23 protein-coding genes are annotated in these 26568 nt (G+C 73.4%); 14 read left to right on the top strand and 9 right to left on the bottom strand.

Annotated features, from left to right (window positions below; translation table 11 throughout):
- Positions 1–70: 70 nt before the first annotated feature.
- The 5 genes from ACIQG9_RS09350 (at position 71) to ACIQG9_RS09330 (ending at position 7026) form a co-directional block, all read left to right on the top strand.
- Complete coding sequence (locus ACIQG9_RS09350; RefSeq protein WP_400399629.1) at positions 71–1876, top strand: AMP-dependent synthetase/ligase; 1806 nt, start codon at positions 71–73, stop codon at positions 1874–1876.
- Positions 1877–1890: 14 nt separating this feature from the next.
- Positions 1891–3582, top strand: a complete 1692-nt coding sequence (locus tag ACIQG9_RS09345) for a GAF domain-containing sensor histidine kinase (protein ID WP_400399627.1) — start codon at positions 1891–1893, stop codon at positions 3580–3582.
- A 7-nt stretch (positions 3583–3589) separates the two neighbouring features.
- Positions 3590–4258: a response regulator gene (locus tag ACIQG9_RS09340; protein ID WP_400399624.1), complete on the top strand. Its 669-nt coding sequence runs from the start codon at positions 3590–3592 to the stop codon at positions 4256–4258.
- A 208-nt stretch (positions 4259–4466) separates the two neighbouring features.
- Entirely contained in the window at positions 4467–5276 is an 810-nt protein-coding gene (locus ACIQG9_RS09335; protein ID WP_400399622.1) for an SAM-dependent methyltransferase, read from the top strand.
- Positions 5277–5358: 82 nt separating this feature from the next.
- Positions 5359–7026: a putative bifunctional diguanylate cyclase/phosphodiesterase gene (locus ACIQG9_RS09330; RefSeq protein WP_400400094.1), complete on the top strand. Its 1668-nt coding sequence runs from the start codon at positions 5359–5361 to the stop codon at positions 7024–7026.
- 20 nt (positions 7027–7046) lie between these two features.
- Here ACIQG9_RS09330 and ACIQG9_RS09325 read toward each other — a convergent pair whose 3' ends face one another.
- From ACIQG9_RS09325 to ACIQG9_RS09310, 4 genes are all read right to left on the bottom strand, one after another.
- Entirely contained in the window at positions 7047–8186 is a 1140-nt protein-coding gene (locus ACIQG9_RS09325) for a glycosyltransferase family 4 protein (RefSeq protein WP_400399620.1), read from the bottom strand.
- On the bottom strand, positions 8183–9442 hold the full coding sequence (locus tag ACIQG9_RS09320) for a M48 family metallopeptidase (protein ID WP_400399618.1): 1260 nt from the start codon (positions 9440–9442) through the stop codon (positions 8183–8185). The genes ACIQG9_RS09325 and ACIQG9_RS09320 overlap by 4 nt, the downstream gene beginning before the upstream one ends.
- Before the next feature lie 157 nt (positions 9443–9599).
- Positions 9600–9812: a hypothetical protein gene (locus ACIQG9_RS09315; RefSeq protein ID WP_400399616.1), complete on the bottom strand. Its 213-nt coding sequence runs from the start codon at positions 9810–9812 to the stop codon at positions 9600–9602.
- A 119-nt stretch (positions 9813–9931) separates the two neighbouring features.
- On the bottom strand, positions 9932–11332 hold the full coding sequence (locus tag ACIQG9_RS09310) for an NYN domain-containing protein (RefSeq protein ID WP_400399614.1): 1401 nt from the start codon (positions 11330–11332) through the stop codon (positions 9932–9934).
- A 127-nt stretch (positions 11333–11459) separates the two neighbouring features.
- Here ACIQG9_RS09310 and ACIQG9_RS09305 point away from each other — a divergent pair, with 127 nt between their 5' ends.
- From ACIQG9_RS09305 to ACIQG9_RS09285, 5 genes are all read left to right on the top strand, one after another.
- Positions 11460–13220 (top strand): DEDD exonuclease domain-containing protein, encoded by a 1761-nt coding sequence (locus tag ACIQG9_RS09305; RefSeq protein WP_400399612.1) that lies wholly within the window; start codon positions 11460–11462, stop codon positions 13218–13220.
- Between the two features lie 128 nt (positions 13221–13348).
- Positions 13349–15136, top strand: a complete 1788-nt coding sequence (locus tag ACIQG9_RS09300; protein WP_400400092.1) for a RelA/SpoT family protein — start codon at positions 13349–13351, stop codon at positions 15134–15136.
- 143 nt (positions 15137–15279) lie between these two features.
- Positions 15280–15801 (top strand): NUDIX hydrolase, encoded by a 522-nt coding sequence (locus ACIQG9_RS09295; RefSeq protein ID WP_400399610.1) that lies wholly within the window; start codon positions 15280–15282, stop codon positions 15799–15801.
- Positions 15798–16658: a sugar phosphate nucleotidyltransferase gene (locus tag ACIQG9_RS09290; RefSeq protein WP_400399607.1), complete on the top strand. Its 861-nt coding sequence runs from the start codon at positions 15798–15800 to the stop codon at positions 16656–16658. Before ACIQG9_RS09295 ends, ACIQG9_RS09290 begins: the two co-directional genes overlap by 4 nt.
- 932 nt (positions 16659–17590) lie before the next feature.
- Positions 17591–17878, top strand: coding sequence for an Lrp/AsnC family transcriptional regulator (locus tag ACIQG9_RS09285; RefSeq protein ID WP_400399605.1), 288 nt, complete (start codon positions 17591–17593; stop codon positions 17876–17878).
- Positions 17879–17944: 66 nt separating this feature from the next.
- On the opposite strand, the gene ACIQG9_RS09280 is transcribed toward ACIQG9_RS09285, so the two are convergent.
- The 5 genes from ACIQG9_RS09280 to ACIQG9_RS09260 all read right to left on the bottom strand — a co-directional run bounded on the left by ACIQG9_RS09280 (position 17945) and on the right by ACIQG9_RS09260 (position 23230).
- A complete protein-coding gene (locus tag ACIQG9_RS09280) occupies positions 17945–18646 on the bottom strand; it encodes a DUF4142 domain-containing protein (RefSeq protein ID WP_400399603.1) in 702 nt (233 codons plus the stop codon).
- A 300-nt stretch (positions 18647–18946) separates the two neighbouring features.
- On the bottom strand, positions 18947–20575 hold the full coding sequence (locus tag ACIQG9_RS09275; RefSeq protein WP_400399601.1) for a cytochrome b N-terminal domain-containing protein: 1629 nt from the start codon (positions 20573–20575) through the stop codon (positions 18947–18949).
- On the bottom strand, positions 20572–21657 hold the full coding sequence (locus tag ACIQG9_RS09270) for a ubiquinol-cytochrome c reductase iron-sulfur subunit (protein ID WP_400399599.1): 1086 nt from the start codon (positions 21655–21657) through the stop codon (positions 20572–20574). The genes ACIQG9_RS09275 and ACIQG9_RS09270 overlap by 4 nt, the downstream gene beginning before the upstream one ends.
- A 67-nt stretch (positions 21658–21724) precedes the next feature.
- The gene (locus tag ACIQG9_RS09265; protein WP_400399597.1) at positions 21725–22558 is read right to left on the bottom strand and encodes a cytochrome c; all 834 of its coding nucleotides are present in this window, start codon (positions 22556–22558) and stop codon (positions 21725–21727) included.
- Positions 22559–22630: 72 nt separating this feature from the next.
- Positions 22631–23230, bottom strand: coding sequence for a heme-copper oxidase subunit III (locus ACIQG9_RS09260; protein WP_400399595.1), 600 nt, complete (start codon positions 23228–23230; stop codon positions 22631–22633).
- A gap of 108 nt (positions 23231–23338) precedes the next feature.
- Here ACIQG9_RS09260 and ACIQG9_RS09255 point away from each other — a divergent pair, with 108 nt between their 5' ends.
- From ACIQG9_RS09255 to ACIQG9_RS09240, 4 genes are all read left to right on the top strand, one after another.
- Positions 23339–24337, top strand: a complete 999-nt coding sequence (locus ACIQG9_RS09255; protein WP_400399593.1) for a cytochrome c oxidase assembly protein — start codon at positions 23339–23341, stop codon at positions 24335–24337.
- A gap of 177 nt (positions 24338–24514) precedes the next feature.
- Entirely contained in the window at positions 24515–24910 is a 396-nt protein-coding gene (locus ACIQG9_RS09250) for a hypothetical protein (RefSeq protein ID WP_400399591.1), read from the top strand.
- Positions 24911–24995: 85 nt separating this feature from the next.
- Positions 24996–26042 carry an anthranilate phosphoribosyltransferase gene (gene trpD / locus ACIQG9_RS09245; protein WP_400399589.1) on the top strand — a complete coding sequence of 349 codons (1047 nt, stop codon included), beginning with the start codon at positions 24996–24998 and terminating at the stop codon, positions 26040–26042.
- Positions 26043–26161: 119 nt separating this feature from the next.
- A complete protein-coding gene (locus ACIQG9_RS09240) occupies positions 26162–26371 on the top strand; it encodes a hypothetical protein (RefSeq protein WP_400399587.1) in 210 nt (69 codons plus the stop codon).
- Positions 26372–26568 lie beyond the last annotated feature (197 nt).

Raw genomic sequence — 26568 nt, 5'->3', positions numbered from 1 at the left:
GGACGTGCGGGTAGGTTTCGACAGAGCCGACCCGTGGCGGCCCGACCAGTGCGAACACGAGGGAGTGCAGGTGCGCGAGTTCTCCGTTCCGCCGATCGTCACCGTCGGCGACGCGGCCAACCTGACCGACCCGGTCTGGGACAACGCCGAGGCCGCGCCGGACGCGGTGCAGTTCGTCCGCCCCGTCCCCGCCGCCGAGGGCCGCGCCTGGGCCGACGTGACCTGCCGGCAGTTCCGCGACGAGGTCGTCGCGGTCGCCCGGGGCCTGGTCGCCGCCGGCGTCGACCCGGGCGACCGGGTCGCGCTGATGAGCCGCACCCGGTACGAGTGGACCCTGCTCGACTACGCCATCTGGACCGCCGGCGCGGTCACCGTGCCGATCTACGAGACCTCCAGCGCCGAGCAGGCCGCCTGGATCCTGGCCGACTCCGGCGCGGTCGCCGTGGTGGTCGAGACCAACAGCCACGCGACCCTGGTCGCCGGGGTCCGGGACCGGCTGCCCGAGTTGCGCGAGGTGTGGCAGATCGAGCTGGGCGGGGTGGACGACCTCGTCGCCGCCGGCACCTCGGTCGACCCGGCCGAGATCGAACGCCGGCGCAGCGCGGTCCGGGCCGGTGACGTCGCCACGATCATCTACACCAGCGGCACCACCGGCCGCCCCAAGGGCTGCGTGCTGACCCACCGCAACATGTACGCCGACATCGCCAACGCCGTCCCGGTGCTGCCGAACCTGTTCCGGCCGGAGGCGTCGACGCTGCTCTTCCTCCCGCTGGCGCACGCCTTCGCCCGGCTCATCCAGATCGGCGTGGTGCAGGCCCGGGCCACCATGGCGCACTGCGCCGACACCCGGAACCTGGTCGCCGAGCTCCAGGAGTTCCGGCCGACCTTCGTGCTCTCCGTACCCCGGGTCTTCGAGAAGGTCTACAACGGCGCCCGGCAGAAGGCCGAGGCGGACGGCAAGGGCGGGATCTTCGACCGGGCCGAGAAGGTCGCCATCGCCTGGAGCGAGGCGCTGGAGACCCCGCAGGGGCCGGGGCTGGCCCTGCGCGCCCAGCACGCGCTCTTCGACAAGCTGGTCTACCGCAAGCTGCGCGCCGCCCTCGGCGGTCGCTGCCGCGACGCGATCTCCGGCGGCGCGCCGCTCGGGGCCCGGCTCGGGCACTTCTTCCGTGGCATCGGGGTGACCGTCTGCGAGGGCTACGGCCTCACCGAGACCTCCCCCGCCGCCGCGGCGAACCTGCCCACCGGCACCCGGATCGGCACCGTCGGTCGTCCGCTGCCCGGGGTGACCATCCGGATCGACGACGACGGCGAGATCCTGATCTCCGGTGACCTGATCTTCCAGGGGTACTGGAACAACGAGTCGGCCACCGCCGAGGCGCTCACCGACGGCTGGTTCCGCACCGGCGACCTGGGCCAGCTCGACGACGACGGCTTCCTCAGCATCACCGGCCGGAAGAAGGAGATCATCGTGACGGCCGGCGGCAAGAACGTCGCCCCGGCCGTGCTGGAGGACCAGGTCCGGGCCCACCCGCTGGTCAGCCAGTGCCTGGTGGTCGGCGACCGGCAGCCGTTCATCGCCGCCCTGGTCACCGTCGACGAGGAGGCGCTGCCGAAGTGGCTGGCCGGCCACGGGCTGCCCGAGGACACCCCGGTCGAGCGGCTGCGGGAGGACGAGGCGCTGCGGGCCGAGATCCAGGGCGCGGTGGACACCGCCAACCGGTCGGTCTCCAAGGCCGAGGCGATCAAGGTGTTCCGCATCCTGCCCCGGGACTTCACCGAGGCGACCGGGGAGCTGACCCCCTCGCTCAAGGTCAAACGGCAGGTCGTGCACAAGACGTACGCGTCCGAGATCGCGGACATCTACCGACGCTGACTACGATCCGTCACGTGCCCGCCTCCACACCTGACCGGCCCCAGACGCGTCCCCTCGCCGCCGCCGCGCGCGCGGTGCTGCTCGTGCTGGTCGGCGCCCTGACCCTGATCGCCACCCGCGATCCCGCCCAGCTCTGGTGGATCGCCCTGCTGGCGCTCGCCGGGGCGCCCGCCCTGCTGGCCCCCGGGCACCGACTGCTCGGCCCGCTGAGCCGGCTCGCCGAGGCGGTGCTGATCGGGCTGGCCGCCAGCCAGGTCGCCGTCGAGTCCCTGCTCGGCTCGTCGGTCGGCGGGCTGGGCGCCTCGGCGGTGCTGCCGTACCTGGCGGTGCCGGTCACCGTCACCGCGCTGCGCCGACGCTTCCGCGAGGGGGCCGTGCTGCTCGGGGTCACCGCGGCGACCCTGCTGGTGGCCGGCGCGTTCACCGAGGTCGACGGCGGACGGCAGCTCGGCCAGCCCGGCTACCTGGCGGTCTGCGCACAGTGGCTGATCCTCGCCGGGCTCGGCCTCTACACCGCCGGCACGCTGCACCAGGTGATGCGGGTACGCGCCGACGGCAAACCCCAGCCGTACGCCGAGGCGACCCGGCTGCTGACCCAGCTCCGCACGGTCGCCCGGCAGCTTCCCGGGGCCACCCTCGACCCCGGCGGCATCGCCGAACACCTGCTGGAGGAGCTGCGCACCGTCGCCCCGGGCAACCGGGCCGCGGTGCTCTCCGCCAGCGGCGGCGGCCGGCTGGTGGTGCTCGCCCAGGTCGGGGTGGACCGGGTCGACTGGGAGACGACGCTGGACGCCGACTCGGCGATCGCCGACGCCTGGGCCAGCCAGCAGCCGCAGACCGCGGCCCGCTCGCAGGCCCGCTCGCACACCGGCGGGGACGTCTCCGCGCTGATCGTGCCGCTGGTCGCCGGCGTCCGGACGGTCGGCCTGGTGGTGCTGGAGGCGGACGCGGCGCACGCCTACCCGCCGCCGGTGGTGTCCCGGGTGACCGCGCTGACCGGCCCGGCCGCGCTGCGGCTGGAGGCGGCGCTGCTCTTCGACGAGGTGCGCTCGCTGGCCACCAACGAGGAGCGGCAGCGGCTGGCCCGGGAGATCCACGACGGGGTCGCCCAGGAGCTGGTGATGGTCGGCTACGGCATCGACAACGCGCTCGCCTACGTGGAGGACGACCCGAAGGAGACCGCCGAGGCGCTGCGCACCCTGCGCGGCGAGGTGACCCGGGTGATCACCGAGCTCCGGCTGAGCCTGTTCGAGCTGCGCAGCGAGGTGGACCGGCACGGCGGCCTGGCCGCCGCGATCGCCGAGTACGCCCGCACCGTCGGGGCGTCCGGCGGGCTGCGGGTGCACCTGTCGCTGGACGAGTCGACCGCCCGGCTGCCGGCCGCCACCGAGGCCGAGTTGCTGCGCATCGCGCAGGAGGCGGTGACCAACGCCCGCAAGCACGCCGGCGCGGCCAACCTCTGGGTCACCTGTGAGGTGGACCCCCCGTACGCGCAGATCGAAGTGTCGGATGACGGTCACGGCATCGGTGACCAGCGCACCGACGGTCACTATGGTCTTGCGATCATGGCCGAGAGGGCGGAACGTATCCGGGGCCGATTGGAGATCAGGCCACGGCAGCCCAGCGGTACGACCGTGGCGGTGGTGGTGGGATCGTCGCCCCGGCGCGATAACCTGCGTGGCAGCGCAGCAGCAGAAGGGGAGTAACCCGAGGATGTCCACAAGCCCGACACCGGCCACCCGTACCAAGGTCCTCCTTGTCGACGATCACGATCTGATCCGCAAGGGGCTGCGGCACGCCTTCGAGCGCGACCGGCAGTTCGAGGTCGTCGGCGAGGCCGCCACCGCGGCGGAGGGCGTACGCCAGGCCGGCGCGCTTCAGCCGGACGTCGTGATCATGGATCTGCGGCTCCCCGACGGCAGCGGCCTGGAGGCCACCCGCGCGCTGCGCAAGTCCAGCGCCTCGATGGGCATCGTGGTGCTCACCATGTACGCCGGCGACGACCAGCTCTTCGGCGCGCTGGAGGCGGGCGCGAGCGCCTTCGTGCCGAAGACCGCGCCGGCCGACGAGGTGGTGGCCGCCGCCCGGCACGCCGCCTCCTCCCCCAGCGCGTTCACCGCCGCCGACCTGGCCGAGGCGATGAAGCGCCGGCTGGCCCCGTCCGGCCCGCAGCTCTCCCCCCGGGAGGGGCAGGTGCTGCGGCTGCTCGCCGACGGCATGAGCGTGGCCGGCATCGCCAAGCAGCTCTTCGTCAGCGAGTCCACCGCCAAGACCCACATCTCGAAGCTCTACGAGAAGCTGGGCGCGGCCAATCGGGCCCAGGCGCTGATGACCGCGCTGCGGCTCGGCCTGCTCGAGGCGCCGGACGCGCCGAAGTTCTGAGCCGGGTGGTCCACCCCGCCGTGCCGAGAGGCCCGGGTCCGCCGGTCGGACCGGGCCTCTCGGCCGTTGCCGGCGGATCCGACTGCGGGCAGTGAAGAGACGATCGCGCACAGATCGTGGTCTTTGCACCTGGGCGATGGGCGGGCAGAATACCCGGGTGGCCCGTGCGGGCGACGACTCGCGCGGATATCTCGACAAAGGGGTGGGGATGCAGCGGCCGGACTGGGCACCCGACGACATCGACATCGAGCGCCCCAGCGTCGCCCGCATGTACGACTACTACCTCGGCGGCTCGCACAACTTCGCCGCCGACCGGGCCGCCGCCCGGGCGATGGTGGCGGCGGTGCCCGACGCCCCACTGATGGCCCAGGCCAACCGGGCGTTCCTGCGCCGGGTGGTGCAGCACCTGGTCGACTCCGGGGTACGCCAGTTCCTCGACATCGGCTCCGGCATCCCCACCGTCGGCAACGTCCACGAGATCGCCCAGCGGGCGGCCCCCGACGTCCGGGTGGTCTACGTCGACGTCGACCCGGTCGCCGTGGCGCACAGCCGGGAGATCCTCAGCGGCAACCCCGGCGCCGGGGTGGTCCAGGAGGACCTGCGCCGGCCCGAGGCGATCCTGCACCACCCCGAGGTGACCCGGCTGATCGACTTCTCCCAGCCGGTGGCCGTGATGATCGTGGCGGTGCTGCACTTCATCCCGTACTCCGACCGCCCGGAGGAGGTCCTGCGGACGCTGCGCGCGGCGCTCGCCCCGGGCAGCTACCTGGTCCTCTCCCAGGCCAGCGACGACACCCGTGGCGGCGCGGAGCGGGCCGAGGCGGAGCGGGTCTACCGGCGCACCGACAATCCGCTGTGGATCCGCAGCCGGGCCGAGCTGACCGAGTTCTTCGACGGCTTCGAACTGGTCGACCCGGGCGTGGTCTGGGTGCCGCAGTGGCGTCCCGAGACACCGGAGAGCGCCGAGGACGCCGAACAGGCCGTCTTCCTGGGCGGCGTCGGACGCCTCGGTGGGTGAGCCGGCGGCCACCGGACGGTCCTGCCCGGGGGCGTTCGCCCGGGCCTGGGCCAAGGCGGTCTCCGGCACCAGCTACCTGCCGATGACCCAGGCCCAGTTGGAGGCGTTGCTGCAACAGCTCACCGAACGGCTGGCCGCCACGCTGCTGGCCGAGCCGTTCGACCCGCGCGTCGGTCACCAGGTGGGCGCGGAGCTGGTCGCCGCGCACATCGCCTCCGCCGAGGGCCTGGGCCGCACCGTGGAGGTCATCCAGCTCCGGCTCGTCCGGGACCTCGGCCTGGTCGCCGACGACGTCGAGGACCGGATGGCCCGGCTGCTGGCCACCATCGCCACCGGGTACGCCCGGGCGCTGCGCGACCGGACCCTCGACGAGCAGGAGTCGATCCGGCGGGCCGCGATGGTGGCCCGCGCGCAGGCCGAACGGGCACTGCGCGACAGCGAGTCGCGCTTCCGCCACCAGGCCACCCACGATCCCCTCACCGACCTGCCCAACCGCACGCTGTTCACCGAACGGCTCACCGCCGCCATCGCCGACCCCGGGCGCCGCGCCGACCGGGTCGGCGTCTGCTTCCTCGACCTCGACCGGTTCAAGGTGGTCAACGACTCCCTCGGGCACCAGATCGGCGACACGCTGCTGGTGCAGGTGGCGCAGCGGCTGCGCCGGGCACTCGGCGAGCACCTGGTGGCCCGGCTCGGCGGCGACGAGTTCGTCATCCTCGTCGAGCGGACCACCTGCATCGACGACGTGGTCAAGGTGGCCGACGCGGCGCTGGCGGCGGTCGGCGAACCGGCCCTGGTCGACGGGCACGAGCTGACCGTCTCGGCCAGCATCGGCATCGTCGAACGGCGGGTCGCCGGGACCACGCCCGGCGAGCTGATGCGGGCCGCCGACAGCACCCTGCACTGGGCCAAGGCGGCCGGTGGCGCGCGGTGGGCCGTCTTCGACCCGGCCCGGCACCGCACCGAACTGGCCCGGTACGCCCTCTCCGCGGCGATCCCCAACGCGCTCGACCGGGGCGAGTTCTACCTGGACTACCAGCCGCTGACCTCGCTGCGCGACGGCACGCTGCTCGGCGTGGAGGCGCTGGTCCGGTGGCGCCACCCCGAGCTGGGGGTGCTGCGGCCGGACAGCTTCATCAGCCTGGCCGAGGAGACCGGGCTGATCGTCCGGCTCGGCGGCTGGGTGCTCGCCGAGGCGTGCCGGGAGGCGGAGAGCTGGTCCACCGCCGGTGGGGCGGCGCCGTTCGTCAGCGTCAACCTCGCCGTCCGGCAGGTCCACCGGCCCGGCCTGGTGCAGGAGGTACGCGGGCTGCTGGCGCAGACCGGCCTGCCCCCGGAACGACTCCAGTTGGAGATCACCGAGAGCACCATGATGAGCACCGCCGAGGATCCGGTACGGGCCCTGCGGGTCCTCAACGACCTGGGCGTACGGATCGCCATCGACGACTTCGGCACCGGCTACTGCAACCTGGCGTACCTGCGGGACCTGCCGGTGACCGAGCTGAAGGTGGCCGGGGAGTTCGTGGCCGGGCTGCGCGCCCCGGCGATCGACCCGGCCAGCCGCACCGACGAGCGGATCCTGGCCTCGCTGGTGTCGCTGGCCCACGCGCTGGACCTGACGGTCACCGCCGAGGGGGTGGAGACCGCCGGCCAGGCCGACCGGCTGCGGGCCATCGGCTGCGACGCCGGCCAGGGCTGGCACTTCGGTCGGCCCGCCCCCGCCGCCCGGATCCTCGAACAGCTCCGCTGACCGCCGCGCCGGCCCCGGGGTCAGCCGGCGGAGCCCGTCCCGCGCAGCAGGTCGGCCATCCGGCGGGCCTGGGTCTCCCAGCGCCACTCCTTCTCCACCCAGGCCCGGCCCGCCGCGCCGAGCTGACGGGCCAGGTCCCGGTCGGCGAGCAGGGTGGCGACCCGGTCGGCGAGCTGGCCGACGTCGCGGCCCCGGACCACGTAGCCGGTCTCGCCCTCGCGGACCGCGTCCGGCGCGCCGCCCGAGTCGCCGGCCACCACCGGCAGCCCGGTCGCCGACGCCTCCAGGTAGACGATGCCCAGCCCCTCGACGTCCAGACCCCGGTTGCGGGTACGGCAGGGCATGGCGTACACGTCACCGGCGGCGTAGTGCGCGGGCAGTTCGGCCGACGGCACCGAGCCGGTGAAGACCACGTCCCGCTCGACGCCGGTCTGCCGGGCCAGCTTCTCCAGCGTCGCCCGGTACGGCCCGCCGCCGACCACCAGCAGGGCCGCGTCGGGCACCCGGCGGCGGATCGCCGGCATCGCCCGGATCAGCATGTCCTGGCCCTTGCGTGGCACCAGCCGGGAGACGCAGACCACCACCGGCCGGTCGGCCAGGCCGAGCCGGACCCGGACCGGTTCGCCGTCCACCGACGAGTGGTAGCTGTCCACGTCGACGCCGGGGGCGAGCCGGTGCAGCTCGGTCACCCCGTGCAGCGCGCGTTCCAGCCGTACCCGGGTGTAGTCGCCCAGGTAGGTGACCACGTCGGTGTTCCGGCCGATGCGACGCAGCGCGGACCGGGCCCCGGGCAGCGACGCCCAGCCGGCCTCGTGGCCGTGGGTCAGCGCGACCGCCCGGCGGATGCCGGCCCGCCGGCGCAGCCCGGCGGCGAGCAGGCCCAACGGGGCGGCGGCGCCGAACCAGACGGTGTCGCAGCCGCGCTCGCGGGCCAGCCGGGCGGCCCGGCGGGCGATCAGCGGGGTGGGCAGCAGCACCCGGGTGTGCTCCCGGACCACCTCGAACGGCTGGGCGGCGTCGAACTCGGCGGCGCCCCGCCAACTGGACGCGTAGACCACCACCGAGCCGGGCGGCTGACGGACGGCCAGGTGGTGCACGAAGGACTGGATGCCGCCCGGACGGGGCGGGAAGTCGTTGGTGATCAGCAGCGTCCGGCTCATCGACCGGCCTCCCTGGCGTAGGCGCGGGCGGCGGCCATCCGCTCCACGGTGGACGGGTGCGACGCCGACCAGAGGTACTCCGCGCGGGGCGGGTCGGGGTCGGCCAGGTTGACCCCGGCCAGCCGGCGCTGCATCGCCTCGAAGGTGGCCGGGTCGCCGGTGAGCGCCAGCGCGTGCGCGTCGGCGCGGGCCTCGAACCGCCGGGAGACCATCGCCTGCACCGGCGCGGCGACCAGCCCGGCGACCGTCACCAGGGCGATCAGCAGGGGAAACGCGCGCGGCTCGGCGATCGAGTCGACGCCGGCCAGCCGCAGCAGCGGTGTCCAGGAGCCGATCAGGTAGAGCGCGACGACCGCCGCGGCGGCACCGAGCGCGCCGGTCAGCGTGCCGGTCCAGACGTCCCGGTCCTTCGCGTGCCCCAGCTCGTGCGCGACGACGCTGGTCACCTCGGCCGGGGTGGCCTCGCGCAGCAGGGTGTCGTAGACCACCACCCGCCGGGTCGGCCCCAGGCCGGAGACGTAGGCGTTGACCGCCCGGGTCCGCCGGGACGCGTCGGCGACCAGCACGTCGCGCACCGGTACGCCATCCCGCGCGGCCATGGCCGTCAGCTCGGTGCGCAGCGGCCCCGGCTCCATCGGGGTGAACCGGTTGAAGACCGGCTCCACCACGACCGGCAGCACGAAGGAGAGCAGCACCACCAGCCCGGCTGCCCCGGCCGCGCCGAACGCCCACCACCAGCGCGGGGCGAGCCGGGTGACGGTGTAGAAGCCGAGCAGGGCGACCGCGCCGATGACCGCGCTGACCGCGTACGACTTGAGCAGGTCGACCGTCCAGCCGGTCCAGCCGTGGGTGCTGAGCCCGTACCGGGTGAGCACCGACTGCCGCCAGGCGGAGAAGGGCAGGGTGAGCAGGTCGGCGACGAGCACCACGGCGATCCCGCCGAGCACCGCGCGGGCGATCCAGTGGTCACCGAAGGGACGCCCGGCCAGCTCGACCAGGCGGGCGCCGAGCGGGGTGAGCCCGAGCAGCAGGGCCACCAGCAGCCCGGCCGCCAGACCGCCGTACGCGCCGGGGCGCAGCGCGGCGTGGAACGCCCGACCCCGGGCCACCTGGTCGGCGGGGAGGTCGCGCAGCGCGGCGAGCTGGTCGGCCCGGGGCGCCGGCGGGCGGCTCCACGGGACCAGCAGCGCCCCGACCACGAGCAGGGCCAGCACCAGCGCGGCCAGGGTAAGCACCGCCCATCCACGGGGGGTCACCTCGGTGTCCCGCCGCGCACGGGCCTGCCGGTGTGGCGTCGTACCCGGGTCATGCCGCCGCTCCTCCCGCCGTGAGCGCCCATCCTATTGCCCACCGGGCGCGGACCCCGGCGGGTGTCAGGCGACCCGGCGGCGGGCGGGCCTGGCCCGGCGGGTGTCAGGCGACCCGGCGGCGGCGGGCGGGCCTGGCCCGGCGGTTCTCGTGGGCCAGCACCTCCACCTGGAACCCGGCCCGGGCGAACACCTCGATCGCCCGGTGCTCGGCCGCACCCAGGTCGGCGGCCGGCGAGTCGTCGTCGAGCAGGGCCGTCACCAGGCAGCCGTCGCAGCCCGGGCCCCGGGCCCGGCAGCCGTCGCAGTCGATGAGCATCGTGCCTCCTGACGCAGTGCGGCGGCGGGCGCGACACCATCGTCACCACCCGACCACCGTCGGTCAGGTCGGACACTAGCCATCGGGTACGACACAACCGGACAACCGGTGATCAACTCTCAGGAGCGGGACAGCCGGCGCAGCAGCGAGTCCGCGCCCAGCGGGTACGCCCCGTGCCGGCGGACCCCGTCGGCGACCTCCCGGTCGGAGGAGACCACCACCACCGGCCGGCCGGCCGGCTCGGCCCGGACCAGCCGGCGGATCAGCTCGTCGGCGGTCTCACCCTTGCGGGAGAAGAGCACCCGCACCCCGCGCGGGGCGGGCGGCAGGCCGTGCATCCGCTCCGCCCCGTCGAAGACGACGGTCACCTCGTCGCCGGTCTGCGCGGCGATCCCGCCCAGCCCGGTGATCAGGCGTTTGCGCTGCTGCTCCAGGGACATCTCGCCGAACCCGCGCTTGGTGACGTTGTAGCCGTCGACGACCAGGTGCGCCCGGGGCAGGGCGAGTAGCTGGTCGAGCCGGGCCGGGTCGTCGGTGTCCCGGGCGCGGGCCGCCGGCCCGTCCGCGACGCCGGTCGGCGTGTCGGTGAACGCGTCGGCGACGAAGTCGGCGGGGAGCTTGTCCACCGGACCGAGGGCCAGCTCGCGGCGCAACCCCACGGCGGCCTGCCCGATGGTCTCCAGCAGCAGCCACAGTCGGGCGTCGTCGACCGAGCGGGCCTCCTTGGCGCTGGCCCGGGCCACCCCGGCCGCCGCCTCCGCCTCGGCCAGCCGGGCCCGCGCCCGGCGCAGCTCGGCGTCGCTGTCGGCAGCGGCCCGGGTGGCCCGGCCGCGTTCGGTGGCGAGCAGCTCGTTGGCCCGGCGTTCCCGGGCCTGGATCTCCCGCAGGGTGCGCTGGAGCTGGCGGTTCTCCTCCCGCTGCTGGCCCAGCTCCTCGCGGACCCGGGCCAGCTCGTCGCGGAGCTTCTCGGCCTCCACCCGGGCCACCGCCCGGTCGTGCTCGGCGCGGGTGGCCCGCTGCTCGGCCTCCCGGACCAGCTCGGCGACGACTGCGCTGTCCGCCTCGGCGCGGACCGCCGCGCCGCTGGCGTCGATCAGCTCCCGCCAGCCCCGGGGACGGGTCAGGTAGGCCAGGGCGGCCACCTCGACCGGGTCGGCGGCGGCCGGCGCGGTCCCCTCCACCACGGCCGCGCCCAGGTCGCCGGCGTCGGCCAGCACCCGGGCGGTGACCCGCTGGCGGAACAGCGGGTCGGCGGTGAGCTGGGCGGCGATCGCCGGGGCACCGAGCCGGGCCCGACGGTTCGGCGCGAACTTCGCCACCCGGCGCAGCGGCACCGGCACCTCGTCGGCGGGCAACCCGGGCAGGACGGCGGCGGTGAGCGCGACGATCCGCTGGCGGACCGGCTCGGGAAGAGTGGGCTCGGGCTCGGGCGCCCCCGCACCCGGGTCCCCGCCGCCCTCGGGCGCGGCGGCGGACGACCCCTCGGGGAGGTGGTCGTCGTACGGCTCGGTGAGGGGCATGTGGCAAGTCTCCCACCGCGACCGGGCCCACCGCCCGGTGAGTGAGCCGATCTCTCATCCTAGACCCGTGGAGACGCCTGGGGCTGCTGGGACAGGAGTGTCGGACCGGCGGGCTAGCCTGCCGCCCGTGGCACCTGGGGAGTACGTCCAGCAGACGCTGGCCGGTCTGGAACCGACGCCGGCCGGCGGGGTCGACCCGGCGCTGCCGCTGTACGCGACGACGTTCGTGGTGGTCGACCTGGAGACCACCGGCGGCGCGCCGGACGGCGGGGGCATCACCGAGATAGGCGCGGTCAGGGTGCGCGGCGGCGAGGAGCTGGGCGTGCTCGCCACCCTGGTCGATCCGGGGGTGCCGATCCCGCCGTTCATCACCGTGCTGACCGGCATCACCCAGGCCATGCTGATCCCGGCCCCACCGATCGAGCAGGTGCTGCCGAGCTTCCTGGAGTTCATCTCCGACGCGGTCCTGGTGGCCCACAACGCCCCCTACGACGTGGGCTTCCTCAAGGCGGCCTGCGCGAAGCACGGCTACCGCTGGCCCAACCCCCGGGTGCTGGACACCGCGGCGCTGGCCCGCCGGGTGCTGACCCGCGACGAGGTGCCCAACCGCCGGCTGGGCACCCTGGCCGCCTACTTCCGCACCGCCACCCAGCCGACCCACCGTGCCCTGGACGACGCCAAGGCCACCGTGGACGTGCTGCACGGCCTGATCGCCCGCCTCGGCGGGCACCGGGTCGACACGGTCGGCGAGGCGATCGAGTTCGCCCGGGCGGTCACCCCCACCCAACGGCGCAAGCGGCACCTGGCCGAGGGGCTGCCCAAGGCGCCCGGGGTCTACATCTTCCGGGCCGCCGACGACCGGCCGCTCTACGTGGGCACCTCCGGCGACATCGCCACCCGGGTGCGCAGCTACTTCACCGCCGCCGAGAAGCGGGCCCGGATGTCGGAGATGCTCGCCGCGGCCGAGCGGGTGGAGGCGGTGGAGTGCGCCCACTCGCTGGAGGCGGAGGTCCGCGAGCTGCGGCTGATCGCCGCGCACGCGCCGCCGTACAACCGCCGGTCCAAGTATCCGGAGCGGATGGTCTGGCTCAAGCTCACCGACGGGCCGTACCCGCGGCTGTCGGTGGTGCGCGGCCTCGCCCCCGGCGACACCGCCTACCTCGGCCCGTTCCGCTCCAGGCAGGCCGCCGAGCTGGCCGCGGCCGGGTTCCACGACGCGGTCCCGCTGCGCCAGTGCACGCACCGGCTCTCGCTGCGTACCGTCACGCCGGCCTGCGCGCTGGCCGAGCTGGGTCGCTGCCCGGCGCCCTGCGAGCACCGGATCACCCCCGAGGAGTACGACCACCGCGCCGCCGCGCCGTTCCGCACCGCCACCACGAGCGACCCGCAGGTGGTGGTGGACGCCCTGCTGGCCCGGATCGAGGCGCTGTCGGTGGCCGAGCGCTACGAGGAGGCGGCGGTGGTGCGCTCCCGGCTGGCGGCGGTGCTGCGGGCCGCCGTCCGGATGCAGCGGCTGGCGGCGCTGACCCGGATCGGCGAGCTGGCCGCCGCGCGGCCCGCCGCCGGGGGCGGCTGGGAGCTGGCACTGGTCCGGCACGGGCGGCTCGCCGGCGCCGGGGTGTCCCCGCCGGGCGTCCACCCGCGACCGACCATCACCGCGATCCGGGCCACCGCCGAGACGGTGGAGCCGGGCGGTCACGGGCCGGTCCCCCGGGCCTCCGCCGAGGAGAGCGAGCGGATCCTGTCCTGGTTGGAACGACCGGAGACCCGGCTGGTGGAGATGACCTCCGAGTGGTCGTCCCCGGTGGCCGGTGCGGCCCGTTTCCGCGACCTGCTGGCGAAGGCCGAAAACGGCGGGTCCCACCAACTCTCAACCGAACGCCCATGAGCAAGTGACCGATCGGACGACCTCGGCTCGCTTAGGCTGTTAAGGGAGTGCAGTCCTGCCCGTTTCGTGGGCCTGCTTCCGGTTGCCGGTGACGGTGGCCGAGGAGCCGGGGTGAGGAGGTGTCCCTCGTGGACGTCGACGCCGGACACGGCGCCGCCCTGGGGGGCGCGCTCCCGACCCAGCCCGGCGAGCTGCCGCTGACCCGCCGGCTGCGGTCCCTGCTGAGCTGGCCGGCCAGCGACAACGACCCGGTGACCCAGCTCGTCCGCACCCACCGCAACATCCACGCCAGCGCGGACGCCTCGGTGCTGCGCCGGGCGTACACCATCGCGGAGAACATGCACCGCGGCCAGTTCCGCAAGAGCGGCGAGCCGTACATCACCCACCCGCTGGCGGTCGCCCAGATCAGCGCCGACCTCGGCATGGACACCACCACCCTGGTGGCGGCGTTGCTGCACGACACGGTGGAGGACACCCGCTACACCCTCCAGGCGCTCAGTGAGGACTTCGGCCACGAGGTGGCCCACCTGGTCGACGGGGTGACCAAGTTCGACAAGGCGTTCTACGGCAAGGCCGCCGAGGCGGAGACGATCCGCAAGATGATCATCGCGGCCGGCAAGGACGTCCGGGTGCTGATCATCAAGCTGGCCGACCGGCTGCACAACATGCGCACCCTCGGGGTCCGCTCGGCCTCCTCCCGGGAGCGGATCGCCCGCAAGACCCAGGAGGTGCTGGTCCCGCTCTGCGACCGGCTCGGCATCCAGACCCTCAAGCGGGAGCTCGACGACGTGGTGCTGCTGCACCTGGCGCCGGACGAGCACACCCGACTGGCCCGGCACGTGCACGACCGGCCCGGCTGGGACGCCTACCTCGACGACGTGGTCGCCCAGACGCGGGTGGCGCTGCGCCGCAGCCGGGTCGACGCCGACGTGACCCCCCGTCCCCGACACCTCTACTCGATCTGGAAGGACACCGTCGCCGGCGGACACACCACCCCGTTCGACCTGCCCCGGGTCGCGATCGTGGTGGACGGCCCGGCCACCGACTGCTACGCCGCCCTCGGCGCGGTGCACGGGCGCTGGCGACCGATCCCCGGCCGGTTCAAGGACTTCATCGCCTCGCCGAAGAACAACCTCTACCGATCCCTGCACACCAGCGTCTGCGGCCCGCAGGACCGCACCGTCGAGGTGCTGATCCGCACCCGGGAGATGCACCGGTCCGCCGAGTACGGCGTGGCCGCCGACTTCCGCTTCCCCCGGGCCTCCGGGCAGGCCAGCAAGACCGACCAGCTCTCCTGGCTGCGCCGGGTGCTCGACTGGGAGCAGGAGGCACCCGACCCGGTCCAGTTCCTCCAGTCGCTGCGCTGCGACCTGGCCGAGGCGCAGATCCAGGTGGTCGCCGACGGCCGGCAGGTGGTGCTCCCGGCCGGCGCCACCCCGGTCGACCTGGCGTACGAGCTGGGCACCGAGCGGGGCGACCACTGCCTCGCCGCACGGATCAACGGCCGGCTCGCCCCGCTGGCGTCCGAACTCGACGAGGGCGACGTGGTGGAGATCTTCACCGAGAGCGACGCGGAGAGCGGCTTCGACGCCGACGCCGCTCCGCGCGGCCCCCGTCGGGAGTGGCTCGGCTTCGTCAAGTCGCCGCACGCGCAGATGCAGATCAACCGGTGGTTCGCCGAGCACACCGAGCCGGGCATCTCGATCGCCGACAAGGTCCGCCTCGGCCGGGCCACCATCGGGCTGGCACTGCGCAAGCACGACCGGGGGCTGGCCAGCGACCTGCCGCTGCTGCGACTGTCGGAGGAACTCGGCTACCCCGACCTGGAGACGCTGCTGGTCGCGGTCTTCGACCGGGCGGTCGAACCGGACGCCGTGGTACGCCAGCTCATCGACCTGGTCGACCACCGGCAGTGAGCCGGCCGGCGCGCACCGGCACCGGGCCCGGACCCGACCACGTGCTCGCCACCAGGTCGGGCAGCCGGAACCCGTGTCGCCCTGCCCGGGTGACCGGTCGCCCCGCACACCACGGCACCGCCCCGACGGCCTAGCCTGGACCCATGATCCCCCGCTCGCGCGCCACCGGCCGGGCCATCGCCTACAAGGTCTTCTACCGGCTGCCGGTCACGGTACGCCGCCGCCTGGTCCGGCTCGCCGGGCCGAAGTACGTCGTCGGCGCGGTGACCCTGGTCCGGGACAGCGAGGCCGGCGGGGCCGGCCGGCTCCTGCTGCTGCGCCAGCCCCCCGGCCATAGCTGGACGCTCCCCGCCGGGCTGCTCCAGCGCGGCGAGACGCCGGTCGTCGGCGCGGCCCGCGAGCTGTACGAGGAGTCTGGCGTCCGGCTCACCCCGGACCGGCTCCGCCCGGCCGTACCGAACGCCCTGGTGCACACCAGGGGCTGGGTGGACATGGTCTTCGAGACGGAGGTGCCCGCCGCCACCACCGCGCTAAAGGTGGACGGCGCGGAGGTCCTCGAGGCGGTCTGGCACCCGCTGGACGACCTGCCCCGGCTGAGCCGGGCCACCGCCAACCTGCTCGGCCACTACGGCATCGGCCCGCAGGCCGACCGACCGCCGGCGTGACCGCCGCGCCGGACAGGCTCTGCGCGGTGGTGCTCGCCGCCGGCGAGGGCACCCGACTGCGTCCGCTCACCGCACGGGTGCCGAAGGCGCTCTGCCCCGTCGGCAACGTGCCGCTGCTCGACCGGGCGCTGGACCGGCTCGCCGGTCTCGGCCTGACCGGGCCGGACCGGGTCGCGGTGAACGCCTGCTACCTGGCCGGCCAGGTGGTGGCGCACGTCGGCGACCGGGCACACCTGTCGGTGGAGCCGGGCGACCCGCTGGGCACCGCCGGCGCTCTGGGCAACCTGCGAGACTGGATCGCCGGACGGGGATTGCTGGTCGGCAACGCCGACGCGTACCTGGCCGACCCGCACGCCGCCCCCGGACCGGACGTGGCGGCGCTGCTGGACGGCTGGGACTTCCGGTCCGTACGGCTGCTCGGCCGGCCGGCCGCCGACCCGGCGGCCCCGGGCACCTTCGACGGGCACGTCTTCGCCGGGTTCTCGCTGCTGCCCTGGCACCGGGTACGGGACCTGCCGGCGACCTTCGGCGACCTGGTCCGCACCGTGTGGCGGCCGGCGGAGGCGGCGGGTGAGCTGACCGTGGTGCCCTACCCCGGCACGTTCTACGACACCGGCACCCCGGCCGACTACCTGGCGGCCAACCTGCACGCCGCGGGCGACGGCGACCTGGTCGCCCCGGACGCCACCGTGACCGGCCGGATCCACCGGTCGGTGGTGGGCGCGGGTGCGACGGTGCGCGGCGACGTGACACGGGTGGTGGTCTGGCCCGGCGCGACCGTCGAGGAGGGCGAGCGGCTGCGCGACGCGGTCCGGGCCGACGCCGGCCTCACGGTGGCCGCCGACCCCGCGACCTGACCCGCCCGGCACGACCCGCCTGGCCTGACTGTGAGGCTGGCCTGGCCCGACCTGGCCCGCCTGGCCGGCCCGGCCCGACCCGCCTGACCCGACCCGCCTGACCCGCCTGGCCCGACCTGACCTGGGCCGCCTGGCCCCGACCCGCCTGGCCTGACCAGCCTGACCCGCCTGACCCGACCTGACCTGGGCCGCCTGGCCCCGACCCGCCTGGCCCGTACTGACCTGGCCCGCCTGGCCCCGACCCGCCTGGCCTGACCAGCCTGACCCGCCTGACCAGCCCGGCCAGCCCGGCACGACCCCGACCCGGCCGGACCCCGCCGGTCATGATCGTGCTGGAACATGGATGTAGTGGTATCCCGAGCACGCGAGGCCACTACATCCATGTTCCAGCACGATCTTGCGGTTGCACGTCCTTCCTCTCGCTCGGCGGGCGACAACCCGGGGGCGGTGGGCGACCAGCCCAGGTGGGCGACCAGCCCGGGTGAGCGACAGGCCCGGGTGGGCGACAAGCCCGGGTGAGCAACAAGCCCGGGGTCGGCGACAAGCCCGGGTGCGCGACAAGCCCGGGGTAAGCGACAAGCCCGGGGTGCGCGGCCAGACCGGGTGGGCGACAAGCCAGGGTGGGTGGCCGGGGTCTCCCGCTGTCGCGGGTGACCCGGTGCATCCTGGCGCTGAGTCACGCTCGCACGGAAAGGCGACCACCCTCGAAGCGGATATGCCGCTGCGTCATATTTGTGCCGGAGCGGCATACCGGTGTCGGGCGTTATGCCGAGGAGCAAGGGACGTTTGGGCGGAATCTCCGTTCCGTCGGCCGGACGGGATGGCTGGGCAGGCGAGCCGACCAACCCGGCAAACGTTCCTGGACGCCGCACTAGCATGGTCAGCGACGCCAGGCCGGCGTCCCGCCGGGCACACGAACGGAGAATCGTCCAGTGATCACCGCGATCGTCCTGATCGACTGCGCCACCGACTCGATCCCCGAGGTGGCCGAGAACCTGGCCAACCTGCCCGGCGTCAGCGAGGTCTACTCGGTGGCCGGGCACGTCGACCTGATCGCCGTCGTACGGGTCCGGGAGTTCGAGCAGATCGCCCAGGTCATCGCCGGCAGCATCTCCAAGGTGCCCGGGGTGCTCGGCACGGAGTCGCACATCGCGTTCCGCGCGTACTCCCAGCACGACCTGGAGGAGGCGTTCGCGATCGGGCTGGCCAGCGCCGACTGATCCGGTACGCGCGGTGGCCGGTCCCCCTGGTGCGGGGAACCGGCCACCGTCGTCGGTGCGGTGACGTCAGCTGTTACCCGGAGCGGGCGACTCGGTCGCGCCACCCGGGGCCGGCGACTCGGTCGCGCCCGGGGCCGGTGCCTCGGTCGTACCGCCGGGAGCCGGCGACTCGGTCGTGCCACCCGGGGCCGGCGTGCCGCTGCCACCCGGGCCCGGCGTGCCGCTGGCGCTGGTCTGCGGAACCGGGACGCCCAGTTCCTGCGCCAGGGCCACCAACGCGTCGTAGTGGGCCTGCAGGACCGGCAGCGCGTCCTGCGCGAGTTGGACCACCGACTGCTCGGAGCCCTGCGAGATCTCCGTCTGGGTGGCCTGGATGGCCTGGACGTGCCCGGCCAGTTCGGCGGTCACCCACGCCTTGTCGAACTCGGCGCCGCTGAGACCGTTGAGCTTGTCGATCACCTTCTGCTGGTCGGCCGTCGGCGCGCCCGGCAGGGACACGTTCAGTTGCTGCGCGGTGCTCTGCACCGTCTGGTCGAGCTGGGTGTGGTCCGTGACGAACTGCTTACCCAGATCCTTGACCTGCTGGTTCTGCCCCTTCTGCTGCGCCAGGTTGCCGGTGACGATCTCCGTCAGGTTCACCTGGTGCACCGCCTGCAGGTACTGGGTGTCCTGCGCCGACGGCTGCGCCGCGGCCTGTGCCGCCGCCGCGGGCGCCAGGCCGACCACCACCACGGTGGCCAGCAGTCCCAGGCGTTTGATACCCAACATGTTCCCTCCCCGTTTTCGTTGGACCGCACGGATACCCGGCTGACGAGGGTTATTCCTGGGTTTCCACCCGTTGGGTGACCGGGGCTCGGCGGTACCGGGAGGCGACCCCGAAGCCCCTGGTGTCCGGTTGCCGCCCCCGGGGGCCGGATGGCCGGGGCGATCCGCGTCGCCCAGGCCCCGGCCGGCACCGCCCGACCCACTCTGGGCGGTTGGCGGGCGGACGCTCCGGGCGGAGCCGGAAACGGACGTGGCGCCCGCCGGGGGATCCCGGCGGGCGCCACGGTCGGTGTGTCGGAGAGGTCAGGAACGGCGCTCGCCGCTGCCGATCTCCTCCCGCTCCGGGCGGGGTTCGACCGGCGGGTGCCCCGGCGAGACCGGCGCCTCGGCCGGCTTCTCGATCGGGTAGAAGAAGCCCCGGATGGCCGGGCCGAGTGCCCCGAGCCGGTTCATCTTCTTCGGCACCACCCAGCCGACGTAGTCCAGTTCCGCGTGCCCGTCGTGCCCGTCGGCCCCGGTGAGCGGCTGGTGGACCTCGACGAACCGGCCGTCCGGCAGGCGCCGGATGATGCCGGTCTCCACGCCGTGGGCCAGCACCTCCCGGTCGTGCTGCTGGAACCCCAGGCAGAGCCGGTACGTGACGTAGTAGGCCAGCGGCGGGATCACCAGCAGGCCCACCCGGCCCGCCCAGGTCATCGCGTTGAGGCTGATGTGGAACTTGTCGGCGATGACGTCGTTGCCGCCGGAGAGGGTCAGCACGATGTAGAAGGAGACCGCCATCGCGCCCACCGCGGTACGGGCCGGGACGTCCCGGGGCCGCTGCAGCAGGTTGTGGTGCCGGTAGTCCTTGAGCTGCCGCGCCTCCACGAACGGGTAGAGCGTGGAGAGCCCGACCAGGATGCCCGGCAGCACGACCGTCGGCCAGAACAGCGGCGGGATGACGTACCCGTCGCCGATCGGGATGTTGATCTCCCAGGCCGGCATCAGGCGGGTCGAGCCGTCGAGGAACATGACGTACCAGTCGGGCTGGCTGGCGGCCGAGACCACCCACGCCTCGTACGGGCCGAAGTACCAGATCGGGTTGATCTGGAAGAGGCCACCCATCAGCGCGATGACGCCGAAGACGACCATGAAGAAGCCGCCCTGCTTGAGCGCGTAGCGCGGGAACATCCGCTCGCCGACCACGTTCTCGTTGGTCCGGCCGGGGCCGGGCCACTGGGTGTGCTTCTGCTTGAAGACCAGGCCCAGGTGGGCGCTGATCAGCGCGACCAGCAGACCCGGGATGAGCAGCACGTGGGCGATGAAGAACCGGCTGATGATGATCTCACCGGGGAACTCCCCGCCGAAGATCGACGAGGTGACCCAGGAGCCGATCACCGGGATCGACAGCATGATGCCGGAGGCGATCCGCAGACCGGTGCCGGACAGGCCGTCGTCCGGCAGCGAGTAGCCGCTGAAGCCGGCCAGGAAGCCGACCCAGAACAGCAGCGAACCGATGATCCAGTTGGTCTCCCGCGGCTTGCGGAACGCGCCGGTGAAGAAGACCCGCATCATGTGCACCACGATCGCGGCCATGAACAGCAGCGCCGACCAGTGGTGCATCTGCCGCATGATCAGACCACCCCGGACGTCGAACGACAGGTCCAGGCTGGAGGCGTACGCGGCCGACATCGGGGTGCCCCGCAGCGGGGCGTAGCTGCCGTTGTAGACCACCTCGGTCATCGCCGGCTCGTAGAAGAAGGTCAGGAAGACACCGGTCAGCAGCAGCACGACGAACGAGAAGAGCGCGATCTCGCCGAGCAGGAACGACCAGTGGTCCGGGAAGACCTTGTTCAGCAGCTTGCGCAGCGGGGTGGCCACCTGGAAGCGGTCGTCCACTCCCCCGGCGGCCTTGCCCGGCACCGCTGCTACGTCAAACTTTCGGCGCTTCATGGCCGCTCCCAGAAGTCGGGGCCGACGGTTTCGGTGTAGTCGGACTTCGCCACGAAGAAGCCCTCCTCGTCCACCTCGATCGGTAGCTGGGGCAGCCGCCGGCTCGCCGGGCCGAAGACCGGTCGGGCGTTGTCGGTGATCAGGAACTGGCTCTGGTGGCACGGGCAGAGCAGCCGGTTGGTCTGCTGCTCGTAGAGGCTGGCGGGGCAGCCGGCGTGGGTGCAGATCTTGGAGTACGCCGCGTAGTTGCCCCACATGTAGTCGCCGTGGCCGACCCGCGAGTTGGCCTGCCGGGACTTCTCCGCGTCGGACTCCCGCAGGTGGATCAGCAGGGTCGGCGAGTCGGCGTGCTTGTTGCTCACGCCGTGTTCGATGCCGGGGAAGACGGTGAGCTGACCGCCGGCGCTGACGTCGGCGGGCCGGATCGGCCGGCCGTCCTCACGGACCAGCCGGATCTTCTTGCCGTCGGCCGGGGAGAAGCCGGTGGTGAACATCTGGTTGTTCTTGTGCGGGTTGGAGATCAGCCCGCCGACCAGCGGGGCCGCGGCCACCGCCCCGACCGGCAGCAGGCCGGCGACCAGCGAGACGCCGAGCAGCGGACGCCGCCGCACGCCCATCTCGTCGGCCAGGTAGAGCATCGTCTCACCGGTGATCTTGCGCTCCTCGGCGGACCCGGGGCCGTCGTGCCGGTCCTGGATCGAGACCTCCTTGGGCAGCAGCTTCTTGCCCCAGGTGAGGATGCCGAAGCCGATGCCGAGCAGCGCGACGCCCAGGGTGAGCCCGAGCAGCGGGGTGTACCACTTGTCGCCGCCGCGACCCGGCTCGTACTGCCACGGCCACCAGATGTAGACGACCAGGAAGGCGGTGGCGGCCAGGCCGGTCAGCAGGAACATCGCCGCGACCGTACGGGTCAGCCGGCGCTCGGCCTTGCTGCCCGGGACGACCTGCTCCTCGTAGTGGACGATCTCGATGTCGTCCCGACGCGCGCCCTCCTGAACGATGTCGAACCGGGACACCCGGGGGTCGTTGACGTCGAGCGGCTCCCGGCCCTGCGGGGCCTGGTGCTCGGTCTGGGTGCTCATGCCGTCACCTCGCTACGGGCGGTGCCGGCGCACGGCACCACGGCAATGCTGTTGACGATGCGCTCGGTCACGACTTGCCCGCAATCCACAGGCTCGTGAAGACCAGCGCGACGATGCCCACCAGGAAGATCGCCAGACCCTCGGTGGACGGACCGTACCGGCCGAGGTTGAGGCCGCCCTGGTCCTGGTCGGCCTTCAGGGTCTCCTGGATGTAGGCGATGATGTCCGCCTTCTGCTCCGGGGTGATCTGGTTGTCGCCGAACACCGGCATGTTCTGCGGGCCGCTGAGCATCGCGGCGTAGATCTGCGCGTCGCTGGCGGGCTTCAGGCTCGGGGCGTACTTGCCCGAGGAGAGCGCGCCGCCGCCACCGCCGAAGGCGTGGCACTGCGAGCAGTTGATCCGGAACAGCTCACCGCCGGTCGCCAGGTTGGCGCCCGCGCGGAGGTCGCCCTGCGGGACCTGCGGGCCCCCGCCGAGCTCCTGGATGTACTGGCCGAGCTGGCGCACCTGCTCGTCGGTGAAGACCGGCGGCTTGCGCATGGCCTGCGCCTCCTGCCGGGCCATCGGCATGCGACCGCTGCCGACCTGGAACTCCACCGAGGCGGAGCCGACACCGATCAGGCTCGGGCCACGACCCTCGACGCCCTGCGCGTTGCGACCGTGGCAGGTCACGCAGCTCACGTCGAACAGCGCCTTGCCCTCGGCCGCGGCGCCGGTCAGCGGCGGGTTTTCCTGCGCCTGCACGCCGGGGGCGAAGACGGTGTAGGCGCCGCCGGCCAGCGTCAGCGCGGCGATCAGCCGGAACGCCGCGCCCAGCCGGCGGCGGCCCCTGCTGCGCGCCGCGGGCCGCCCGCGCAACCGCGCGAGCAGACCGCGTCGGCGGTCGTTGTCAGAAGTCATGACCTGTGTCCTTAACCGGTTGGACCTTGTCTCAGGGGACGAAGCAGCGGCGCGGTACGTGACGCGCCAAGATCACTGAAGCCAGTAGATCATGGCGTAGAGCCCGATCCACACGACGTCGACGAAGTGCCAGTAGTACGACACGACGATCGCCGACGTGGCCTGCGCCGGGGTGAACCGGCCCATGGTGGTGCGGATCATGAAGATGATGAAGGCGATGAGACCGCCGGTCACGTGCAGGCCGTGGAAGCCGGTGGTGAGGTAGAACATCGACCCGTAACCGTCTTCGTTGATCTTCACGCCCTCGTGCACCAGGGTGCGGTACTCGTTCGCCTGGCCGAGCACGAAGATCAGGCCCATCACGAAGGTGATCGTGAACCAGCGCCGCAGGGCGTGGACGTCACCCTTCTCGGCCGCGAAGACACCGAGCTGGCAGGTCACCGAGGACAGCACCAGGATCACCGTGAAGGTGGTCGCGTAGGGGATGTTGAGGACCTCGGTGTGCTTCTCCCACTGCTCCGGCGCCGCCGCACGGATCGAGAAGTACATCGCGAACAGCGCCGCGAAGAACATGAGTTCGCTGGAGAGCCACACGATCGTCCCGACGCTGACCATGTTGGGTCGGGTCAGGGAGTGGATCCGGCTCTTGTCAATGGCTGGGGCCGCAGTCACGCGGTCATTATTGCCCTTGACCGGGGCGGGCGATCAGCGGGGGGCCAAACCGGGGTGAGGGATGGCCCGATAGTGGCGGTCCGGTTCGCCTGGCCTAGCCTGAAAAGCGTGCTGCACGTCGATTCGATCTTCGCCGCCACCTCGGCGGTCCCGCCCACCAGCCTCGCGGCGGGCGGCGACGAGGTACCGCCGCCGTTCGACATCACCCGGATCTTCACCGAGACCCGGCTGGACAGTTGGCTCGCCCTGGGCCTGGTCATCGCCGCCGGCCTCTACCTCTACGGCGTACACCGGCTGCGGCTGCGCGGGGACCGCTGGCCGGTGGTCCGTACCGTCTGCTTCCTCGGCCCGGGCCTGGGCGGCATCGCCGCGGTGACGGTCAGCGGGCTGCACGCGTACGACACCGCCCTGCTGTCGGTGCACATGGTCCAGCACATGGTGCTGTCGATGATCTCCCCGATCTTCCTGGCCCTGGGCGCCCCGGTCACCCTGGCCCTGCGCACCCTGCCGGTCGGCCCGCGCAAGCGGCTGCTGGCCGTCGTGCACAGCCGGATCGCCCGGGTCTACAGCTTCCCGCTGGTCGCGTTCACCATCTTCGTGGTCAACCCGTTCGCGCTCTACTTCACCGACCTGTACCGCTACACCCTCGAACACGCCTGGGCACACGAACTGGTGCACGCGCACTTCATCATGACCGGCTGCGTGTTCTTCTGGCCGCTGCTCGGCCTGGACCCGCTGCCCGGCCGCTGGCCGTACCCGGCCCGGGCGCTGCTGATGCTGCTGTCGGTGCCGTTCCACACCGTGCTCGGGCTGACCATCATGCAGAGCAGCACGCTCTTCGGCGGCGACTGGTACCCGTCGCTGGGCCTGACCTGGTCGGACCCGTGGAACGACCAGGTCGTCGCCGGCGGGATCCTCTGGGCCGGCGGCGAGTTCGTCAGCGTCACGATGATCGCGGTGCTGGTGGTGCAGTGGGTCAAGCAGTCCGAGCGGGAGGCCCGCCGGGTCGACCGCGAGCTGGACCGGCAGGAGGCCCGGGAGCGGGCCGCCGCCGCTGCGGCCGAGGCCGCCGGCGCCCCCGCCGCGGCCCCCGGCACCCCGGTCTGAGCTGCCGCGACGCCCGGTCCGCGAGGAGCCGGCAGGCGGGATGTCGGGTACGCCACACCGACCGGTACGATCAACGGGCAGCTACGAGGAGTACAGCCAAATGAGTGAGCGCAGCGAGCGAGTCAGGCGCAGTGTGACGGTGCCTCATCACGGCACGGAGCGAAGCGGAGTGCCGGCATGAGCGATCGTCTTTGCACCGTCCTGCTCTACAGCGACGACCCGCAGGTCCGGGACCGGATGCGGCTGGCCGTCGGCACCCGCCCCGCACCCGGGCTACAGATCGAGTTCGTCGACGCGTCCGACTACGCCGGCTGCATCCGGCTGGTCGACGACTACGAGATCGACCTCATGCTGCTCGACGGTGAGGCCTCGCCCGGTGGCGGCCTCGGCATCGCCCGCCAGATCAAGGACGATCGGGACGACGCCCCGCCCACCTGCCTGGTCATCGCCCGCGCGGCCGACCGATGGCTCGCCTCGTACGCGCAGGTCGACGGGGTGCTGATGCACCCGCTCGACCCGGTGGCCACCGGCACCACGGTCGCCGAGCTGCTGCGTACGCACGCCGCCGCCTGAGTCGCACACTCGGCGGCGCCCCTGGCGCCCGGGGTGACGGGCGCGCCCGTCCACCCGCACCCCACGCCCGCTCGGGAGGCCCACCATGGGCGAACGGACCTGGCCGCACCTGCTCAACGCGCTGTTACGCGGTGACGAGCTCTCCACCGCCGACACCGCCTGGGCGATGAACGAGATCATGGCCGGCGCCGCCAGCCCGGCCCAGATCGCCGGCTTCGCGGTCGCCCTGCGCGCCAAGGGTGAGACCCCGGCCGAGCTGGCCGGCCTGGTCGAGGCGATGCTCGGCCACTCGGTCGCGGTGAACCTCCCGGAGGAGCTGCGCCGCACCGCGGTCGACGTGGTGGGCACCGGCGGTGACCTCGCCCACACGGTCAACATCTCGACGATGACCGCGCTGGTCGTGGCCGGCGCCGGCGTCCGGGTGGTGAAACACGGCAACCGGGCCGCCTCGTCCCTGTGCGGCACCGCCGACCTGCTGGAGTTCTTCGGCGTACCGCTGGATCTCGGCCCGGAGCAGGTGGCCCGCTGCGTGGCCGAGACCGGCATCGGCTTCTGCTTCGCGGCCCGGTTCCACCCGGGCATGCGGCACGCCGGCCCGGTCCGGCGGGAGATCGGGGTGCCGACCGCGTTCAACTTCCTCGGCCCGCTGACCAACCCGGCCCGCCCGCGCGCCGGTGCCGTGGGCTGCTTCGACGCCCGGATGGCCCCGGTCATGGCCGAGGTCTTCGCCGCCCGTGGCGACTCGGTCGTCGTGATGCGCGGCGAGGACGGCCTGGACGAGTTCACCACCGCCGCGCCCACCCGCGTCTGGGTGGCCCAGCAGGGCACCGTCCGGGAGGCGCTGCTGGACGCGGCCGACCTCGGGGTGCCCCGGTCCACCCTGGCCGACCTGCGCGGCGGTGACGCCGCCCACAACGCCGGCGTGACCCGCCGGCTGCTGGCCGGCGAGACCGGCCCGGTCCGCGACGCCGTCCTGGTCAACGCGGCCGTCGCGCTCGCCACCCAGGCCCCGCTGGACGGTGACCTCACCGAGGCCGTACGCGCCGGCATGGACCGGGCGGCCGAGTCCGTCGACTCGGGGGCGGCTGCCGCCGCCCTGGACCGCTGGGTCGAGGTCGCCCGCTCACTCTGACCGGCCGGCCCGGCTGGGGCCTGTCGGTGGGGCGTGCGAAACTACACGGGAGTAATTTTCCGTTTTCCACCGATGGCGGCGAAGCCCGTCGGCGGGTTCCGGAGCGAGAGGAGACGCCCGTGTCGGACCGCGAACTCCACTGCGACATCTGCGAGGGCGTTCAGCCGTTCGAGGCGCCGCCCTGCGTGGACGGCCACGGCGCCGACTGCCCCGAGCTGGTCTGCACCGGCTGCGGCGCGGCCGTGCTGATCGCGACCTTCGCCTTCCAGGCCACCCGGCTGACCGACCGGCGCCGCCGCCGGCCCACGCCCCACCACCGCGCCGCGTGAGAACGCGCTGAGGCAGATCCCGACCATGCCCTGCCCAGGATCTGACCATGCCCTGAGCAGAACCTGATCACACCCTGAGCAGATTCTGGGCAGGACATCGTCACCCTGCCGCACGTCGTGCCTCGGCCGAACCGGGGATCCGTCCGAGCAGCGGCGACGAGGACTCCCACCACCATCAGCTCCAAAGGGCGCGAACG

It is taken from the genome of Micromonospora sp. NPDC092111 (assembly GCF_044755745.1).
Lineage (GTDB): Bacteria > Actinomycetota > Actinomycetes > Mycobacteriales > Micromonosporaceae > Micromonospora.
The sequence above is the reverse complement of the archived record's forward strand: the minus strand, read 5'-3'. Positions and strand labels throughout refer to the sequence as shown.

Bases quoted from the DNA above. Each gene is read 5' to 3' on its own strand.
- ACIQG9_RS09275 (WP_400399601.1), bottom strand. From the start codon at position 20,575: ATGAAGCGCCGAAAGTTTGACGTAGCAGCGGTGCCGGGCAAGGCCGCC.
- trpD (WP_400399589.1), top strand. From the start codon at position 24,996: ATGGGCGAACGGACCTGGCCGCACCTGCTCAACGCGCTGTTACGCGGT.
- ACIQG9_RS09265 (WP_400399597.1), bottom strand. From the start codon at position 22,558: ATGACTTCTGACAACGACCGCCGACGCGGTCTGCTCGCGCGGTTGCGC.
- ACIQG9_RS09280 (WP_400399603.1), bottom strand. From the start codon at position 18,646: ATGTTGGGTATCAAACGCCTGGGACTGCTGGCCACCGTGGTGGTGGTC.
- ACIQG9_RS09310 (WP_400399614.1), bottom strand. From the start codon at position 11,332: ATGCCCCTCACCGAGCCGTACGACGACCACCTCCCCGAGGGGTCGTCC.
- ACIQG9_RS09250 (WP_400399591.1), top strand. From the start codon at position 24,515: ATGAGCGATCGTCTTTGCACCGTCCTGCTCTACAGCGACGACCCGCAG.
- ACIQG9_RS09315 (WP_400399616.1), bottom strand. From the start codon at position 9,812: ATGCTCATCGACTGCGACGGCTGCCGGGCCCGGGGCCCGGGCTGCGAC.
- ACIQG9_RS09295 (WP_400399610.1), top strand. From the start codon at position 15,280: ATGATCCCCCGCTCGCGCGCCACCGGCCGGGCCATCGCCTACAAGGTC.
- ACIQG9_RS09335 (WP_400399622.1), top strand. From the start codon at position 4,467: ATGCAGCGGCCGGACTGGGCACCCGACGACATCGACATCGAGCGCCCC.
- ACIQG9_RS09340 (WP_400399624.1), top strand. From the start codon at position 3,590: ATGTCCACAAGCCCGACACCGGCCACCCGTACCAAGGTCCTCCTTGTC.
- ACIQG9_RS09270 (WP_400399599.1), bottom strand. From the start codon at position 21,657: ATGAGCACCCAGACCGAGCACCAGGCCCCGCAGGGCCGGGAGCCGCTC.
- ACIQG9_RS09325 (WP_400399620.1), bottom strand. From the start codon at position 8,186: ATGAGCCGGACGCTGCTGATCACCAACGACTTCCCGCCCCGTCCGGGC.
- ACIQG9_RS09330 (WP_400400094.1), top strand. From the start codon at position 5,359: ATGACCCAGGCCCAGTTGGAGGCGTTGCTGCAACAGCTCACCGAACGG.